Origin of the sequence: Streptomyces sp. NPDC057963 (genome assembly GCF_042887155.1) — a bacterium.
GTDB lineage: Bacteria > Actinomycetota > Actinomycetes > Streptomycetales > Streptomycetaceae > Streptomyces.
Window position 1 is genome coordinate 103,714 of sequence record NZ_JBHVPX010000012.1, and the last position, 16,927, is coordinate 120,640.

Annotated in this window: 10 protein-coding genes; 5 read left to right on the forward strand and 5 right to left on the reverse strand. The window is 73.0% G+C overall.

Going from position 1 to position 16,927, the window contains the following annotated elements; all coding sequences use genetic code 11:
- Nucleotides 1-16: 16 nt before the first annotated feature.
- The 4 genes from ACFVT1_RS26620 to gcvPA are packed head-to-tail and all read right to left on the reverse strand — an operon-like array spanning nt 17 to nt 5,209.
- Nucleotides 17-763: an SDR family NAD(P)-dependent oxidoreductase gene (locus ACFVT1_RS26620; protein ID WP_389799897.1), complete on the reverse strand. Its 747-nt coding sequence runs from the start codon at nt 761-763 to the stop codon at nt 17-19.
- A gap of 38 nt (nt 764-801) precedes the next feature.
- The gene (locus ACFVT1_RS26625) at nt 802-2,232 is read right to left on the reverse strand and encodes an ATP-NAD kinase family protein (protein WP_389799898.1); all 1,431 of its coding nucleotides are present in this window, start codon (nt 2,230-2,232) and stop codon (nt 802-804) included.
- Nucleotides 2,229-3,821, reverse strand: a complete 1,593-nt coding sequence (gcvPB, locus tag ACFVT1_RS26630) for an aminomethyl-transferring glycine dehydrogenase subunit GcvPB (RefSeq protein ID WP_389799900.1) — start codon at nt 3,819-3,821, stop codon at nt 2,229-2,231. Before gcvPB ends, ACFVT1_RS26625 begins: the two co-directional genes overlap by 4 nt.
- Nucleotides 3,818-5,209: an aminomethyl-transferring glycine dehydrogenase subunit GcvPA gene (gcvPA, locus tag ACFVT1_RS26635; RefSeq protein ID WP_389799901.1), complete on the reverse strand. Its 1,392-nt coding sequence runs from the start codon at nt 5,207-5,209 to the stop codon at nt 3,818-3,820. The genes gcvPB and gcvPA overlap by 4 nt, the downstream gene beginning before the upstream one ends.
- A gap of 226 nt (nt 5,210-5,435) precedes the next feature.
- Here gcvPA and ACFVT1_RS26640 point away from each other — a divergent pair, with 226 nt between their 5' ends.
- Genes ACFVT1_RS26640 through ACFVT1_RS26660 form a run of 5 tightly spaced genes read left to right on the forward strand, consistent with a single transcriptional unit; the run spans nt 5,436 to nt 12,684 of the window.
- A complete protein-coding gene (locus ACFVT1_RS26640) occupies nt 5,436-6,689 on the forward strand; it encodes an ABC transporter substrate-binding protein (RefSeq protein ID WP_389799903.1) in 1,254 nt (417 codons plus the stop codon).
- Nucleotides 6,690-6,693: 4 nt separating this feature from the next.
- Nucleotides 6,694-7,620: a carbohydrate ABC transporter permease gene (locus ACFVT1_RS26645; protein WP_389799905.1), complete on the forward strand. Its 927-nt coding sequence runs from the start codon at nt 6,694-6,696 to the stop codon at nt 7,618-7,620.
- Complete coding sequence (locus ACFVT1_RS26650) at nt 7,617-8,474, forward strand: carbohydrate ABC transporter permease (RefSeq protein ID WP_389799907.1); 858 nt, start codon at nt 7,617-7,619, stop codon at nt 8,472-8,474. Before ACFVT1_RS26645 ends, ACFVT1_RS26650 begins: the two co-directional genes overlap by 4 nt.
- The gene (locus ACFVT1_RS26655; protein ID WP_389799909.1) at nt 8,471-10,504 is read left to right on the forward strand and encodes a beta-galactosidase; all 2,034 of its coding nucleotides are present in this window, start codon (nt 8,471-8,473) and stop codon (nt 10,502-10,504) included. Before ACFVT1_RS26650 ends, ACFVT1_RS26655 begins: the two co-directional genes overlap by 4 nt.
- Complete coding sequence (locus tag ACFVT1_RS26660; RefSeq protein ID WP_389799911.1) at nt 10,501-12,684, forward strand: trehalase family glycosidase; 2,184 nt, start codon at nt 10,501-10,503, stop codon at nt 12,682-12,684. Before ACFVT1_RS26655 ends, ACFVT1_RS26660 begins: the two co-directional genes overlap by 4 nt.
- A gap of 164 nt (nt 12,685-12,848) precedes the next feature.
- Here the strand turns inward: ACFVT1_RS26660 and ACFVT1_RS26665 are convergent, their stop codons facing one another.
- Nucleotides 12,849-16,922, reverse strand: a complete 4,074-nt coding sequence (locus ACFVT1_RS26665) for a hypothetical protein (protein ID WP_389799913.1) — start codon at nt 16,920-16,922, stop codon at nt 12,849-12,851.
- Nucleotides 16,923-16,927: the final 5 nt, after the last annotated feature.

Sequence of the window (16,927 nt, forward strand, 5' to 3'; positions counted from 1 at the left end):
ATCCGCTACCGGCGGGTCACGCGGTACCGGCGCCGTCGACCGGGATGATCGCCCCGCTCAGGAATGCCGAGGCGTCGGAGGCGAGGAACGCCACGGTCTGGGCGATGTCGCGGGGCTGCCCGATCCGGCCGAGCGGCCGGTCGGCGGCGTCGGCGTAGAACGCGTCGGAGCTCTCGCCGAGTTGGCGGGCCTCCTCGGCGAGCATCCCGGTCGCCGTGTCACCGGGGCAGACACAGTTGACGCGGATGCGGTCGGGGCCGTGGTCGATGGCCATGGCGCGGGTCATGTTGACGACGGCGCCCTTCGACGCGCAGTACGAGACGGCCCGCCCGCCGCCGCGGATGCCCCATCCGGAGCCGGTGTTGATGACGGAGCCGCCGCCCCCGGCAGCCATCCCCGGGATCACGAGGCGGCTCATCAGCATCACCGAGCGGATGTTCACGGCCATCACCAGATCCCAGTCGTCCTCGGTGATCTCGCAGACCGTGGAGCGGCGGATGATGCCCGCGTTGTTGAAGAGGACGTCCACGCCGCCGAACTGCTCCTGCGCCGTGCGCACGACGGCCTCGCAGTCCTCGCGCCGTGACACGTCGCAGCGGACGAAGGCCCCTCCGGTGTCCTTCGCGGTGCGTTCGCCGCCGTCCGTGTCGATGTCGGCGATCACCACGCGGGCGCCGAGCTCCGCGAGGAGCTGGGCGGTGGCGCGGCCGATTCCGGCTCCGCCTCCGGTCACGATGGCGCGCTTGCCGTCAAGGGAGATCATCTGGGGCTCCTTCTGGGGGTAGGGGGAGGTATGAGGGGTCATCCGGCCAGGCGGTACAGCGATGTGCGCCGCCTGCCGGTGATGACGGGGAGGTGGCCGGACAGCTCCGCGTCGAGCGCTTCGTCCCCGGTGTCGAGGAGAAGAGGGCGGCCGCCGAGCGCGGCCAGTTTCTGTTCGGTGCACAGCACGAGCAGGCGCTCGCGGCCGCCCGCCGCGCGCAGGACGCGCGGCGAGATCTGCTGGTTGCCGCGGCCGAGGAGGAAGCCCTGGCCGCCGATGGGGGAGAGGGCGATCCAGGCCGGGCCGATGGAGAGGAGGGCGTCCTCGCCCGCGTCGCGGGCCACGATGCGCGGCAGATGGCCGGGCCGCAAGCGGAGCACGTCGACCCCCGTGAGGGAGACGTCCGCGCCGAGCGCCGCCGCGACCGCCCGGGTGGTGCTGCCCGGCCCGAGCACGAGCAGCCCGTCCCCGACGCGCTCGGCGACGTCGGCCGCGATGCCGCCGACCGCCTCGGGCGCGGCGGCGGTGCTGCCGGTCTTGCGCTGCTGCACGCGGACCGGCACGTCGGGGACAGGCAGCCAACCGAAGAGCCGGGAGGCGACGCGGCCCCCGCTCAGGGCGTCCTCGTCCCGGTCCATCACCTCGGCGTCCCGCAGCCGGACGGTGCTCCTGCGGGCCAGCCACGCAGCCGCGACCTCACCCGCGGCGCGCGGACCGACGGCGAAGACCGCCGAGTGCATCTTCACACCGGTCGGTACGCCGAGGACCGGGCAGGGCGCGTCGCCCAGGGCGCCGAGCACATCGCGCGCGGTGCCGTCGCCGCCGGCGAAGAGCAGGAGGTCGACGCCCTCGGCGACGACGGCCCGCACCGCGGCGGCCGTGTCCGCGGCCGAGGTGTCCCGCCCGGCTTCCGCGGTGTACACGACCCGCCCCGCAAGCCCCGCGGCGGCGACGGAGTCGGCGCCCAGGGGACCGGCGGCGGTGACGACGAGGAGCCCGGAGCCCGGCGGGTGACCGGCCGGGGCCTCGGCCGCCGCCGCGGCCCGCGTACCGCTGAACCCGTTCGGCGCGGGATCCCCGGTGGCGTCGGCCCGGCGGCCGGGCGCGGCGTGCGGCGGGCGCCCCCGCGCGGCTGCGGGGACGTGCGCCGTGCCCTTCGACGCCTCGGGACGCCCGTCCGGCGCGGAGGCCGTCGAAGCGCCGGCCGCCTGTGCGCGCCGACCGGGCGCGGGGTGCGCCGCCGCGTGGGACCCGCCGCCCCGACCGCCCCACGCAGGACACCCGTTCTCCGCCGACTGCCCCGCACGAGTCGCCAGTTCACCCAGAGCCGTAGCGGCGCGCACTCCCGCCGAGGGATGTGCGCCCAGCGCGAGTGCCCTGCGGGGCCGGTCCGGGCCGTCGGTGCCGCCCAGGCCCACCCGGCCGCCGAGACCGGCGACCGGGTTGACCACCAGGCCGATCCTCCTCACCGGCCGGCCTCACCGAGCACCTTGCGGCGGTAGGCGCGCCAGGAGACCGCCCAGGTCGCTGGGGAGTCCAGGGCTTCCGGGCGGACCCGGTGGACGGTCGAGCGGTGCGGCGCCGTGCGCACGGTCTCCGGGTCCTCGTACGCCTCACGGGCGATCTCCGCGAGGATCGCCGCGTACTCGTCGAGGTCGGCGCGCGTGTAGGACTCGGTCGGCTCCAGTGTCATGGGTTCCGGCACGATGTACGGGTGGTGGCTGGTCCAGTAGTGCGTACCGAAGTCCGCGGCGCGCAGTCCGATGTCCTCCGAGTGCAGGCCGGTGTCCTCGTGCAGCTTCTCCCAGCTGTAGCGGACCTGTTCGACGCGCGGGCGCCCCGCCGCGTAGGGAATGGAGACGCCCGGGATCTGCCGGACCTTGTGGAGCAGGTAGTTGTTGTTGAGGACGGCCGTCTCGGCGGCGGCGCGCAGGCCCTGTGCGCCCAGCGACATGATCCAGGCGTAGGCGCGGACCAGGTTCGGCACGACGCCGTAGAACGGCCGCATCTTGCCGACCGACTCGGGCCGGTCGTCGTCCAGGCGGTAGGTCGAACCGTCGAACTCGACGGTGGGGCGCGGAAGATAGGGGGCGAGGTCCTCGGAGACCGCGCACGCGCCGGCCGCCGGGCCGCCGCAGGCGTGCGGCGTCGAGAACGTCTTGTGCAGATTGAAGTGGCACAGGTCGAAGCCCGCGTCCCGGGCGCGCGTGATGCCGAGGATGCCGTTCGCGTTGGCCTGGTCGTACGAGCACAGGCCGCCCGCCTCGTGCACGATCCGGACGAACTCCTCGATGCGCGGGTTGTAGATGCCCGTGTCCTCGGGGTTCGTGATGAGGAGCGCCGCTGTGCGGGGGCCGACCGCCGCCTTGAGGGCCTCGATGTCCGGGTAGCCGTCCGCGTCCGGGTGGAGCGTGATGACCTTGAAGCCGGCCGTCTTCGCGCAGGCCGCGTTCGACGGGTGGGAGAAGATCGTCGTGATGACCTCGTCGCGCTCCTCCAGCTCGCCGCGCGCGGCGAAGTAGGCGCGGATCATCGCCACGTTCGTGTAGATCGCGGCGGATCCGGCGCCCGGCTGGAGCGAGACCCGGTCCATGCCGGAGATCTCCTTCAGGAGCTGCTCCAGGCCGTGGATGATCCCGAGGACGCCCTGGACCGTGTCCTCGTCCTGGAGCGGGTGCAGCGCCGCGATGCGCGGGTCGCGGACGAACTGGTCGTTGACCTTGGGGCTGTACTTCATGGTGCAGGTGCCCTGGCCGACGTCGATGTTGAGATCGGCGCCCAGATTCTCCTGCGAGAGGCGCAAGTAGTGGCGCAGGACCTGCTGTTGGGACAGCTCCGGCAGTGCGGGCGGTTCTGCGCGGCGCAGGGCGGCGGGAATCTCGGCCTTCCCGACGGACGGGTCGGCGACCGGTACGAGGACGCCCCGCTCGCCCGGTGAACCGAGCTCGAAGATCAGCTTCTCGTCCCAGGACGCCTGCTGGAACCGGCGCAGGCGCGGCTTGCCGGCGATACGCGCCTCCTCGGGGGAGACGGACACGGGTGTGTGCGGGGCGGTCACTTGACGATCTCCTCCAGGGTCGCGGCGAGCCGGTCGATGTCGGCCTTGGTGTGGACTTCGGTGACGCAGTACGCGGCCTCGTGCTCGCCGGTCGGGACGCCGCCGAAGATGCCCCGCTCCTTCAGGCCGGCGCGGATCTCGGCGGAGGTCCGGCCGCCCGTGTAGCGGACGGTGAAGTCGGCGAAGTGCAGGGCGCCGCCGTACGGGACCTCGATGCCGGGTACTTCGGCGAGGCGCCGGCGGGCATACGCGGTGAGCGCGAGGATCGTGTCGCCGATCTCCCGCATGCCCTGCGGTCCCATCAGCGCGAGATAGACCCCGGCACCGATGCCGTGCAGTGCGGCGGCGGTGCCGACCCACTCCTTGCCCTCCTCGCGCAGTGCGAACGATGTCCGCTCGTAGGCGACGTCGCCGAAGCCGTACTCGCCCTCGACGGTCGTCGGCACCAGGCCGAACAGGCGTGACGGGTACTCGGCGACCAGCTCCTCCTCGTCGCGCGTGGCGATGAAGCCCGCGTTGCCGCCGCCGAAGCTCTGGTGGAGGCCGAGCGGCTGGATGTCGCCGCACGCGATGTCGGCGCCGTACGCGGAGGGTGGTGCGAGCACGCCGAGCGTCAGCGGATTGCAGCCCACGACGTACAACGCCCCCGCTTCATGGGCCAGTTCGGCGAGTCGGGGCAGTGCCTCGTCGACGATGCCGAGTGCGGAGGGCGTGTCCGCGTACACCGCCGCCGTGTCGCCGGCGGCGAGTGCTTCACGCACCGCGTCGAGGTCGGCGCAGCCGGTGTCCGGGTCGACCGGGACCACCGTCACGTCGTGATCGGGCCGCACGTAGTCGCGGATGCGGGAGAGTTTGTCGTTGTCGATCGCGGTGGCGACGAGCACGCGGTGGCGGCCCGTGATCCGGCCGGCCATGCGCAGGGCGGTACCCGAGGCCTGGAAGCCGTCGTACACCGGGACGTTGACGATCTCGACGTCGAGCAGTTCGGCCATCATCGACTGGTACTCCCACAGCGCCTGGAAGCGGCCGTGGTCCTCGTAGGGCTCGCCCGCGTACGCCGTGAGGAACTCGCTGCGGTTGACCACCTCGTCCACGACCGCCGGGACGTGGTGCTGGTAGCAGCCGGAGCCGAGAAAGCTGAGCGCCTGCCGCGTCGAGGTGTTGCGGCCGAGGAACTCCTCCATGTGGCGGGTGAGTTCGGCCTCCGAGTGCAGTGGGGCCGGCAGGTCGAGGGGGCGGTGCAGCCGGATGCCGTCCGGGATGTCGGCGTAGAAGTCCTCGACGCTCGACGCGCCGATCTCGTCGAGCATCGCCTGCCGCACGGCCGGGACCGCGTTCGGGATGTAGGGATGGGTGCAGGGGTGGACGGAGTCCTGGGGTGACGTCATGCCGCGCCTTTCGCGTGAGCCGACTCGGTCAGGTCAGTCATGAACCACAGCAGCAAAAGTCTTTGGGTGTACACCTCTTGACGGCGGGCTCCGTCATTCAGTGTTCTGAATACAGCATTAGGCATTCAGGCTCCAGGAGGCAAGAGTGTCAACAAGGCCCACCCGACGGGTAGTTCTGGCCACGGGTCTCGCGACCGCGGCATCGTCACTGGTCAGCGGATGTGCCATGGGCGGCGCGGGCGGCGGGGTCGCCCGCGGCATCGGCGGCGGCGAGGACGGCGGGGGCAAGGTCGGCGGCAGGATCACCGTCTGGTCGTGGGACGTGGCCGCCAAGGCCATGAAGCGCTTCGCCCGCATCTTCGAGGAACGCCACCCCGGTACCACCGTCGACATCGTCGACATCGGCTACGACAACGCCTACGACAAGATCACCGTGGGCCTGCGCGGCGGCTCGGGCCTCGCGGACGTCCTCACGGTCGAAGGCAGCCACATGCCGCGCTACATGGGCAACTTCCCCAGCGGCTTCTACGACCTGACGAGCCTCGGCGGCCGCTACGGAGGCGACTTCGACCGCGCCGCCTGGCGCACCGTCACCGGCAGGAACAGCGCGGTCTTCGCCCTGCCCTGGGACATCGGCCCCTGCGCGCTCTACTACCGCACGGACCATTTCCGCGCCGCCGGAGTCGACCCCAAGTCGCTGGTGACCTGGGACGACTACGTGGCGGCGGGCGTCCGCATCAAGAGGGCCACCGGCCGCAAGCTGCTCATCATGGATTCCACGGACGCCGGGATCCTGCCGATGCTGCTCCAGCAGCAGGGCCAGTACTACTTCAAGGGTGGCCGGGTCGCGGTCGACACCCCGGAGGCCGTGCGGGCCCTCACTCTGATGAAGACCCTGCACGACCAGGGGCTCGTCGACTACGAGAAGGGCTGGGACGGACTTGTCACCGGCACCAAGGAGGGCAAGGCCGCCACCACGCCCACCGCCGCCTGGTGGACGGGCACGCTCACCGAGGAGACGCCCGAGCTGACGGGAAAGTTCGGGGTGGTACCACTGCCCGGATTCACCGCCGACGGCATCCGCACCTCGAACATCGGCGGCTCCACGCTCTGCGTCCCGGGGCAGAGCCGGAACCCCCAACTGGCCTGGGCGTTCATCGAGTTCCTGCTCACCGGAAAGGCCAACCAGGTCTCCATGCTCAAGCGCGAGGGCCTCTTCCCCGCCTATCTGCCCGCGCTCGACGACCCGTACCTGAGCGAGAAGCAGGAGTACTTCGGCGGGCAGGCGGCCCTCGACGTGTTCGCCCGGCTCGCCCGCAACATCCCGCCGGTCGAGTACAACAAGGACGACGCGAAGGCCACCGACATCATGGTCTCCGCCGTCACCGGCGTGATGCTGCGCGGCAAGGACCCGCGCGCCGCCCTCGACTCGGCCGCGCGGCAGCTCGCCGCGGCCACCGGCCGCGAAAGGGTGAAGTAGCCCGATGGCCCTCCACACCACCTACGACCGGCCGGTCGCCCCTGCCCGTGCCCCGGCGCCGGCACGCCGCAGGCGCCGGCGCCCCACCGCCTGGATCTTCGCCGGACCCGCGGCCGCCCTCTTCGCGCTCTTCTTCGCCTACCCGCTGGGCGCGAGCCTCCTGCAGAGCTTCACCACCGAGGACGCCGGCGCCGTCCACTGGGTCGGGCTCGACCAGTACCGGCGCATGATCCACGACCCCGCGTTCCTGGAGTCCCTCTTCAACACCGGGATCATCCTCGTCGTGCAGGTCCCCGTGATGATCGGCCTGGCACTCGTCCTCGCCGTCCTGCTCAACCAGTCCTGGTTGCGCTTCCGCGGCACCTGGCGAGCGGTCTACTTCCTGCCCGCCGTCACCACACTCGTCGCGTACGCCGTCGTCTTCCAGGTCCTCCTCAAGACCGACGGCGGCCTCGTCAACCAGATACTCGGCGCCGTCGGCATCGGCCAGGTCGACTGGCTCAACAACCCCACCTGGGCCCGCGTCTCCCTGATCGCCTCCCTGACCTGGCGCTGGACCGGATACAACGCCGTCATCCTGCTCGCCGGACTCCAGGCCATCGGCAAGGAGCAGTACGAGGCCGCCGCCATCGACGGCGCCGCCACCTTCGCCACGTACACCCGCGTGATCCTGCCGCAGTTGCGCCCGGTCGCCCTGTTCTGCGTGATCACCTCCACCATCGGGACACTCCAGCTCTTCGACGAGAACTACGTCCTCACCCGCGGTGGCCCCGACGACGCGACCCTCACCCCGGTCGTCTACCTCTACAAGGTCGGCTTCCAGCAGCTCGACTTCGGCTACGCCGCCGCCATCGCCTGGGTCGTCGTGGCCCTCATCGCCGCGATCTCCGCCCTCCAGTACGCCGCCTTCGGAAGGGAGCGCCGCCGGTGACCGTCCTCCCGCAGGCCCCCGCACGCGTCCACCCGGCCCGGCGCGCCGGCCGCTGCGCCCTGCGCCTCCTCCTCGCGGCCGGCGCCGTCGTCAGCCTGGTGCCGTTCCTCTGGATGGCGATCGCCGCGACGCACTCCACGTCGGACCTGTTCCGCTCGCCGCCGCCGTTCCTGCCCGGCGGACGCCTCCTCGACAACCTCGCGCGGCTCCAGGACACCATCGGCTTCGGGAGGGTCCTCCTCAACAGCGTCGGCGTCGCCGTCGTGCACACCGTGCTCAGCTCGCTGATCTCCGCCATGTGCGGCTACGGGCTCGCCAAGTACCGCTTCCGCGGCCGGGGGCTGCTGCTCGGCGCCGTGCTCGCCACGATGATGATCCCGTTCCAGGTGCTGCTCGTGCCGCTGTTCCAGATGATGGCGAGCGTCGGCTGGATCGACTCCTACCAAGCGGTCGTCCTTCCCTTCCTGGCGAACTCCTTCGGCATCCTGCTGATGCGGCAGGGCTTCGTCGACTTCCCCGACGAACTCCTCGAATCTGCCCGTATCGACGGCTCCGGCGAGCTGCGCACCTTCTACCAGGTCGTGCTGCCGTGCGTGCGCCCGCAGCTCGGCGCCCTGGTCATCTTCACGTTCATGGCGCAGTGGAACAGCTTCATCTGGCCGCTGCTCATGCTCAACTCCGAGGAGAAATACACCGTGCCCGTCGCGCTCAACACCCTCACGGGGCTCTCCCACGTCGACTACTCGGGACTGATGCTCGGCTCGCTCCTCGCCACCCTGCCGCTGATGGCGCTCTTCCTCCTCTTCCAGCGGCAGTTCGTGGCCGGACTCCTCGGCGGGGCGGTGAAGGGATGAGCCGCCTGACCCGTGTCCCGGGCATCCTCTACGGCGGTGACTACAACCCCGAACAGTGGCCCGAGGACGTCTGGGCCGAGGACGCCGAGCTGATGCGCGAGGCAGGCGTCACGATGGTGACCGTCGGTGTCTTCTCCTGGGCACGGCTCCAACCCGGCCCGGATTCCTGGGACTTCGCCTGGTTCGACCGGCTCCTCGACCTGCTGCACGCCCACGGCATCGCCGTCGACCTGGCCACCGCGACCGCGTCACCGCCCGCGTGGCTGGTGCGCGCCCATCCCGGGATCCTGCCGGTCACGGCCGACGGCGTACGCCTCGAATTCGGCTCGCGCCAGCACTACTGCCCGTCCTCGCCCGAGTACCGCGCCGCCGCCCTCCGCCTCACCCGAGCCCTCGCCGAACGCTACGCACACCATCCGGCCCTCGCTCTCTGGCACATCCACAACGAGTACGGCGACCATGTCACCGAGTGCTTCTGCCCCCGCTCCGCCGACCACTTCCGCGCCTGGCTCACCGACCGGTACGGCACGATCGACGGCCTCAACCACGCCTGGGGCACAGCTTTCTGGTCGCAGCGCTACGGCACGTACGACGAGATCGAACCGCCCCGCACCGCCCCGGGGCCGGTCAACCCGACGCAGCTGTTGGACTGGCGGCGCTTCTGCTCCGACGCCCTGCTCGCCTGCCACCGCGCTGAGCGCGAGGCACTCGGGGAACTCAGCCCGGACACCCCGGCCACCACCAACTTCATGTCGATGTTCAAGGCACTCGACTACTGGAAGTGGGCCGAGCACGAGGACCTCGTCTCCGACGACGCCTACCCCGATCCCGCCGACCCCCGCGCCCACGTCAACGCCTCCCTCACCTACGACCTGATGCGCTCCCTCAAGGGCGGCCGGCCCTGGCTGCTCCTCGAACAGGCGCCCTCCGCCGTCAGCTGGCGGCCGGTCAACGTCCCCAAGAAGCCGGGTCTGCAACGCCTCTGGTCCCTCCAGGCCCTGGCCCGCGGCGCCGACGGCATCATGTACTTCCAGTGGCGCGCCTCCCGCGCCGGCGCCGAGAAGTACCACAGCGCCCTGCTCCCGCACCGCGGCACCGCCTCCCGCGGCTGGCGCGAGACCGTGCGCTTCGGCGCCGAACTCGCCCGGCTCGGCGAAGTCACCGGCGCCACCTCCCGGGCCGACGTGGCGATCGTCCTCGACTGGGACTCCTGGTGGGCCCTGGAGGCCGACGACCACCCCTCCTCCCGCATGCGCTGGCCCGATCTCCTGCGCCCCTGGTACGCGGCGCTCCACGCCCGCGCCGTCACCGCCGACTTCGTGCCCCCGCACGCGGGCCTCGACGGCTACCGGGCGGTGCTCGCGCCCAACCTCCACCTCGTGCGGCCCGAGAACGCCGCACGCATCGCCGCCTACGTGCACGGCGGCGGCCACCTCGTGTGCGGCCCCTTCAGCGGCGTCGTCGACGGCCACGACCACATCCACGACGGCGGCGCACCGGGACCGCTGCGGGACGTACTCGGCGTGTCCGTCGACGAGTGGTGGCCGATCCCGGACGCCGAGGCGGTACGGCTCGACTCCGGCGCCGAAGCCACCCGGTGGAGCGAGTGGATCGAACCCGACGCCCCGGACACCGAGGTCGTCGACTCGTACGCGTCCGGAGAACTGACCGGCCGCCCCGCCGTCACCCGCCGTCCCTACGGCGCCGGCACCGCGTGGTACGTGAGCGCCCACCTCGGCGACGGCATCGCGGCCGTGCTCGACGACGTGCTGCGGGCAGCGGGCGTGCGCCCCGTGCTCGAAGTCCCCGAGGGGGTCGAGGCGACCGTACGCTCCGGCACGCAGGGCACGTACCTCTTCGTCCTCAACCACGGCGACCACGACACGCGGACACGACTCACCGGCCCCTACGCGGCCGGCGGCACCGACCTGCTCACCGGAGCCGCCGTCCGCGACCACATCGACCTCGGCCCGCTCGGCGCCGCCGTCCTGCGCATCGCCACCGACTCCCCTGGAGAGACCCACAAGTGACCGGACACCGGCTCCTGAGCGCCCTGGCCGCGCTCCTCCTCACCGGCGGTGCCCTCGCCGTACCGCAGACGGCCTCCGCCCACCCGCACCCGAAGCCACCACCCCCCTCGTACGCCGACGTCCTCGACCTGCACGGCACGCCCACCGCCGCCCAGCCCGGCGACGACGAGGACAACAACCCCGTCGACGTCTTCGCCGACCGGGGAGCCTGGCACGCCTACGCCCTGCCCGAGGGCGGCGACAGCGACGCCTACGGCGGCTTCTCCGGGCCCCTCTACATCGCCCAGGAGTATCCCTGGTGGCTCAGCAAGTCCTTCAGCCGCATCCGCCTCACCGAACACGGCCGCACCCTGGACCTGGCCGGGGGAGGCGCGCCACGTTTCACCTCGCTCCCGGGCCGGCTCCTCCAGTCGTACGACCTCGGCCGCGGCCTGCGCCTCACCCTCGACCTCCGCTTCGCCACCGCGCGCAGCGCCCTGGTCAGGGCCGAGGTCCGCAACACCGGCCCGGCGCCCCGCACGCTGGACGCCGACTGGACGGGCAGCCTGCTGCGGCCCGCCGACAAGCCGATGCGCGACGCGCCGTCGCTGACCGCCACCGGCTCCGGTGTCGGCGTCGGCTTCGCGAAGGTCCGTGAGACCTGGGACTACCTCACCGGCGGCACGGAGCGCTTCGAGGTCACCCACAGGGACCGCGTCCGCACGACGGTGGACGGCGACAGCTACCGCACCGAGGCGGCGGACCCGGTGACCCTCGCTCCCGGCCGCTCGCACAGCTTCGACTGGACCGAGTCCTACACCTTCACCACCGCCGAGCGCAGGAAGGAGCAGGCGAAGGTCCGCGAGGTGCTGGCCCGCCCGGCACCCGTCGTGTCCGCGTCCGACGCGCGCTGGCGGGGCTATGTCGCCGGGGTGACCGAGGGCGTGCCGGCGGACCGGCGGCGTACGGCCGTGAAGTCCCTGGAGACCCTCGTCACCAACTGGCGCGGCGCGGCGGGGCAGATCAAGCACGACGGGATCACGCCGTCGATCTCCTACAAGTGGTTCACCGGCGGCATCTGGGCCTGGGACACCTGGAAGCAGGCCGTGGGCACCGCACGCTTCGCGCCCGAGCTGGCCGAGTCGCAGATCCGCTCCATGTTCGACTGGCAGATCCGGCCCGACTCCACGACCCGCCCCCAGGACGCCGGGATGATCCCCGACGTCATCTTCTACAACGACCCCGCACACGGTGGCGGCAACTGGAACGAGCGCAACTCCAAGCCCCCGCTGGCGGCCTGGGCGGTGTGGGAGGTGTACGCGAGGACCGGGGACAGGGCCTTCCTGCGTGAGATGTACCCGAAGCTCGCCGCCTACCAGGCGTGGTGGTACCGCAACCGGGACCACGACCACAACGGTCTCGCGGAGTACGGAGCCACCGCCGACCCGGCCAACGACTCCCCCGAGGAGCGGCGCCTCGCCGCCGCCTGGGAGAGCGGCATGGACAACGCGCCCCGCTTCGACGCCACTCTCGGCACCGGCATCGTCGCCAACAGGGCCGCCGGCGGAACGCTCCTCGGCTACTCCCTCGACCAGGAGTCCGTCGATCTGAACTCCTATCTCGCCGCCGACCAGGGCTACTTGGCGCGGATCGCGGGCGCGCTCGGCCGCGGCGCCGACGCCCGGCACTGGCAGCAGCGCTCCGACGCCACCGCCACCGCCGTCCGCACGACGATGTACGACGCCACGGACGGCTGGTTCCACGACACCGCGCTCGGCACCGGCGCACCGCTCACGTCCCGGGGCCGCGGCATCGAGGGTGCCGTCCCGCTGTGGACCGGCACGGCGTCCGCCGGACAGGCCCGCTCCGTGCGCGACAAGCTGACGGATCCGGCGGAGTTCGCCACCACCGTGCCCTTCCCGACCGTGGCCAAGAGCTCCCCCTACTTCTCGCCGACCGCGTACTGGCGCGGCCCCGTCTGGCTCGACCAGGCATACTTCGCCCTCGGCGGCCTGCGCCGCTACGGCTACGGCACGGACGCGGACGCCCTGACCGACCGGCTCCTCACCCACGCGTCGGGCCTCGCGGGCAACGGGCCGATCATGGAGAACTACGACCCGACCACCGGGGCACCGCTCAACGCGCCCAACTTCAGCTGGTCCGCGGCGCTGCTGCTGCCGATGCTGACGAGAGACAGGTAGGAGGCGGGCGAAGGCCGTTCGCCGCGCGGGGCGCCCCGGCCGGGTCCGCTCAGGGCGTTCCCGCCGCCGGCCGGCGGCGGCCGCCCGAGGCGCCCTCCCGGCGCCGAACGCCGGTTCCCTCGCGTCTTCCTGGCGGGGCGGCCAGGACGTCGGTGCCGGGCGGGTCAGGAACCACCGACCCGCAGCCGCACCGGACCCAGCAGGCCGCTGACCCGCTGGCCCGGGAAGACGAAGTGGGTCGGGCTCGTCGCGTCCATATGGGGTGCCAGCGTCCCGAACACGGTGATGTCGAGGGTGTGGGCCCCCGGGCCTGCCAGACCCGTCAGATCGAACACGTACGGGGAACACACCCGCACCCCCGCGGCAGTGCCGTCGACCCGCACCTCCGCCGTCCCGCGAACCCGTCCGAGGTCGAGCGACACGCGCCCGGTGGTGGCCCCGGCGGGCAGGGTCACCTCGCGGCGGTACCGCACACCGCCGCTGTACTCGGCCAGGCCGTGCGCCTCCCAGTCGCCGGCGCGGATCCGTCCGGGACCGACCTCGCAGCGCACCGGACCGGCCAGCGCGGCGCCCCCCTCGTACCCGGGGCGGGTCCGGACGCGCAGGGCCGCGGTCCGTGGACCGGAGGGGCGGCTCGCCGGAAGATCGACCGCCACGGTCCGAACGCCCCCGGCGTCGACGGCATCGACGGACGCGGTGCACTCGCGGCCGTCCACGAAGACAGTCGCCCCGCCGTGCACGCGAGCCGTCAACCGGACGGTCCCGGGCGGCAGTTGACACCACAGCCACTCCACCGCGCCCAGGTGCCCCGGGACGGCGAACCGGACCGGCACCACCGTGCCGTCGTCCGTGCCCGGATCCAGCCAGGCGGCGCCCGGCAGCGGGTGGGGGCGGCGGCGCAGATGCAGGGCGGCCGGGTCGCCCACCGGCTCGCGGCGCACCGCGGCCGCCACACGCCCCCGTGCGCTCCCGGCCCACCACCGGGCGTCACTGTGCAGGGCCGCGACACGGTTGCCGTCGCCGTCCTCGAAGACCGCGTCCACGAGGACCGCCCCGTCGCCGCCGCCGGACGTCTCGACCGTGATGTCGTTGTCGCCGGTGCGCAGGGCCGCCGCCACGTCGTGCCGCCGTACCCGCGGGACCGCGTGCTCGGCGTAGGGGTCGAATCCGCCCTGTCTGCCCATCAGCCGTCCGTTGACGCGCAGTACGCAGGGCACGCGCGCGGCCACTTGGACGACGGCCCGGACGGGAGGCGCCGGGAGACGCACCGTCGTGCCCGCCGTCCCGGAGGCGAGAATCCACTCCGGGCGCCGGTATCGCCCCGGATCGCGGACGAGCGCGACATGCGCCCGCAGATCACAGTCCTGATCAGGCGTCAGGTCAAGTTCGAGCAGACGGCGGCCCGCCGCCACCCGCACCGGGCCCAACGCGAGGTGGCCTCCGTCCTCCAGGCAGACGGGGACGCCGTCGAGCCGGGCCCGCTTCGCCGCCGCCGCCCCGACCGCGAGGTGCCCGTCGAAGGCCGCGTCGAGGAGCAGCTCCACGCGCAGCCGCGCCACCTCTCCGGCGGGCGTGGGACCGATGAGCACGAACTCCTCCGGCACATGGCCCTTGGGCCCCAGAACGGCGCGGTGGACCGGGTCCTTGTACACGCCCAGGGTGTCGGACCACTCCAGGACCGACCGCGCGCCCCGGTCGCCCCGGCCCTCACGGAGCACGACCGCGTGCGGGCCGAACGTCGCGTGGACCCTGTCCCCGGCCGGGGCGCCGGGGCGCTCCGGCCCCATGGCCCATCCGTCCCGTACCCCGTCCTCGCCGGGCGCCTCCACCCGGTGCCGGAAGGTCCGGCACTCGGTGACGGGCGGGCCGGCGGGCGGACCGGTCGCGGGGCGGGCGAAGTCGCCCCAGGTGTTGTCCAGGGTCGGCACGAGCGCCATGTCCCAATCCGCGTCCGGAGGGATCTCGACGGTGGTGACGACCGGCACGGCATCCGGTGCCGCGGGCGCTTCGGCCGTGGCCGCTTCGGGGTCCCGGGCCGGAAGGACCAGCACCGCCGCGGGACCCGTGTCGAAGGGGACATCGACCTCGACGGCCCGTGCGTCGTCACCGGCGGGACGCACCGGCAGTGTGCGGGGCGCGGCGCCGAACGGGTCCACCAGGACGGCCGGCCCCGCCGCGTCCCGCACCCGCACCCGTACGGCGCGCGCGTAGCGGTCCGGGTCGAAGTCGTACCGGGCGTCCAGCCAGCCCAGCGCGGCACCCCGCTCGTCGGGGGCCGCGACGGCGGCCCGGGTCGCCCGCGGGGCGGCCGCGGTCAGGAACACCACCGTCGCGCCGTCCGCACGCCGTGCGAGTGCGGGAACCGGTGCCCGGACCACCGGGTGCACCCCCGCGAGCGCAGCGGCGAGCGCGTCGGCGGGATCGTCCGTCCCGGGGACGAAAACGGCCCGCCCGTCCGCGAAGCACGCGCGCAGCCCGGCCTGCACACCGGCCGCTCCGGGGCCGACGACGTGCTCGGGGAGGGCGCCGAGCGCGATCAGCGTCCCCCCGGCAGACGCGAATTCGACGAGCCGCCGCGCCGTGCCGTGTTCGAGGACCGTGCACGCGGGCAGCACGAGCGCGGCGTACGCCTCGTCCGCGACCCGCAGCCGCACTCCGTCGTCGGACGCCGCGACGCGGGCGCGCACGACGGACGCGTCGTCGATGACGTCGGCGTCGAGACCGAGCCGGTCGATGACACCCGGCCGGGTACGGAACCAGGCCATGTCGCCGACGAGCCGGAGATACGTCGACTGGGCTCGCGCCGCCGCTTCCGTGACCCCGTCCAGGGCGGTGCCGGCCTGGGCCGTCGTGGTGGGCAGCAGGATCGCGACGTCGCACAGATGGCGGCCGAGGCTCAGGATCGCGCACAGCCGGGTCACGGCGTCGGCGAAGACGCGGTGGTGGCGCCAGTACGGCTGACGCCAGTCGGTCGCGGGCGGCGCCCACTCCCACCAGCCGCCCTTCGTCGTGTAGTAGACCGCGTGCGGGTTGTAGAGGGTCGCACCGGCGCGCAGCCACGGCAGCAGCCAGTCGAACGTCTCCTCCAGCGTGCCGCCCCAGCCGGTGGAGTGGAAGGCCTCGATCCAGGTGCGGGGGTGGCCGTAGAGATGGGCGAGCGAGGAGTGGATACGGGCGTCCCCGTGATGGTCCGAGCCCGGTGCCGAGAACCAGCGGTGGGTGCGGGCGTAGTCGGCGTACAACTCCACGCCCGCCAGGGGGTGTCCGGCGCGGGCGGGGTCCTGCTGGTCGCAGCCGATGCGCAGACCGTGCCGGTCGTGCCAGGCGGCCAGCGGCCGGAAGAACGCCTCCTCGGCCAGCTCGGCGCGGGTCACCTGGTAGTCGCGGCGGATCCGGTGGGTGTCCGGATCCGTACTGTCGTCGTACAGGGCGTCGAGCCGTGCCGTGATGTCGTACCCGCGAAGGCGCGCGAAGGCGTCGGCGAATCCGGTGGACCAGGTGGGCAGGGACGGGAGTTCGTCCTGGAACGAGCCGACGACCACAGTCCCGAGCCGGTCGCCGAGCCGGCGCTCGAACTCTCCGTGCACCCGGTCCAGCAGCGCCGCGCACGCCTCCGCACCGAGGTAGTCGAAGCCCAGTGGCACGTGGTGATGGAGCGTCAGAAGCCACCGGCCCGGACCCGGCGCCCGCACGACTCCGTCGTCCACCGCCACCGGGACCGCCGGGCCGACCGTCCGGCCGGCGGCGTCCACCGGTTCGGCGCGGCCCGCGAGCGGCCTGCCGTCCGGGGGACACCGCAGCTCTCCGGTCCGCGGGGCCGTGGAGTCGACGACGCCGCGCAGGCGGTCGAGCCGGCGCCCCGCGTGCGCGGGCCGTTCGTCGACGAGGCGTGCCTGGAGGTCGGCACCGGAGAAGCCGAGCTGGTCGTAGAACCACAGGCTCGCACCGAGTTCGACGGCGTCTTCGCACACGCCGTCGAGCAGGGCCCACCACGCGGCGGACAGAAAGGGAGGGTCGTCGGCGTCGGAGCCGAACAGAGGGCCCGAGGGTGCCAGGTTGAGGAGGACGAGGTTGTGCACACCGCCCTCCGTGAACCGTTCCAGCTGTGCCCGCAGCCGTGCGCGGTCGAGCCGTTCCCCGCTCCACCACCAGATGGCGGCGGGGGAGAAGGCGCGCGGCGGCTGCGCGAGGACCGCCGCGATGCCCGGGGGGAGCGGTGGGGGTACCGGGTGTGCCATGAGAT

Coding starts and splice junctions, on each gene's coding strand:
- ACFVT1_RS26620 (WP_389799897.1), bottom strand. CDS start 763: ATGATCTCCCTTGACGGCAAGCGCGCCATCGTGACCGGAGGCGGAGCC.
- gcvPA (WP_389799901.1), bottom strand. CDS start 5,209: ATGACGTCACCCCAGGACTCCGTCCACCCCTGCACCCATCCCTACATC.
- ACFVT1_RS26640 (WP_389799903.1), top strand. CDS start 5,436: ATGGGCGGCGCGGGCGGCGGGGTCGCCCGCGGCATCGGCGGCGGCGAG.
- ACFVT1_RS26645 (WP_389799905.1), top strand. CDS start 6,694: ATGGCCCTCCACACCACCTACGACCGGCCGGTCGCCCCTGCCCGTGCC.
- ACFVT1_RS26655 (WP_389799909.1), top strand. CDS start 8,471: ATGAGCCGCCTGACCCGTGTCCCGGGCATCCTCTACGGCGGTGACTAC.
- ACFVT1_RS26665 (WP_389799913.1), bottom strand. CDS start 16,922: ATGGCACACCCGGTACCCCCACCGCTCCCCCCGGGCATCGCGGCGGTC.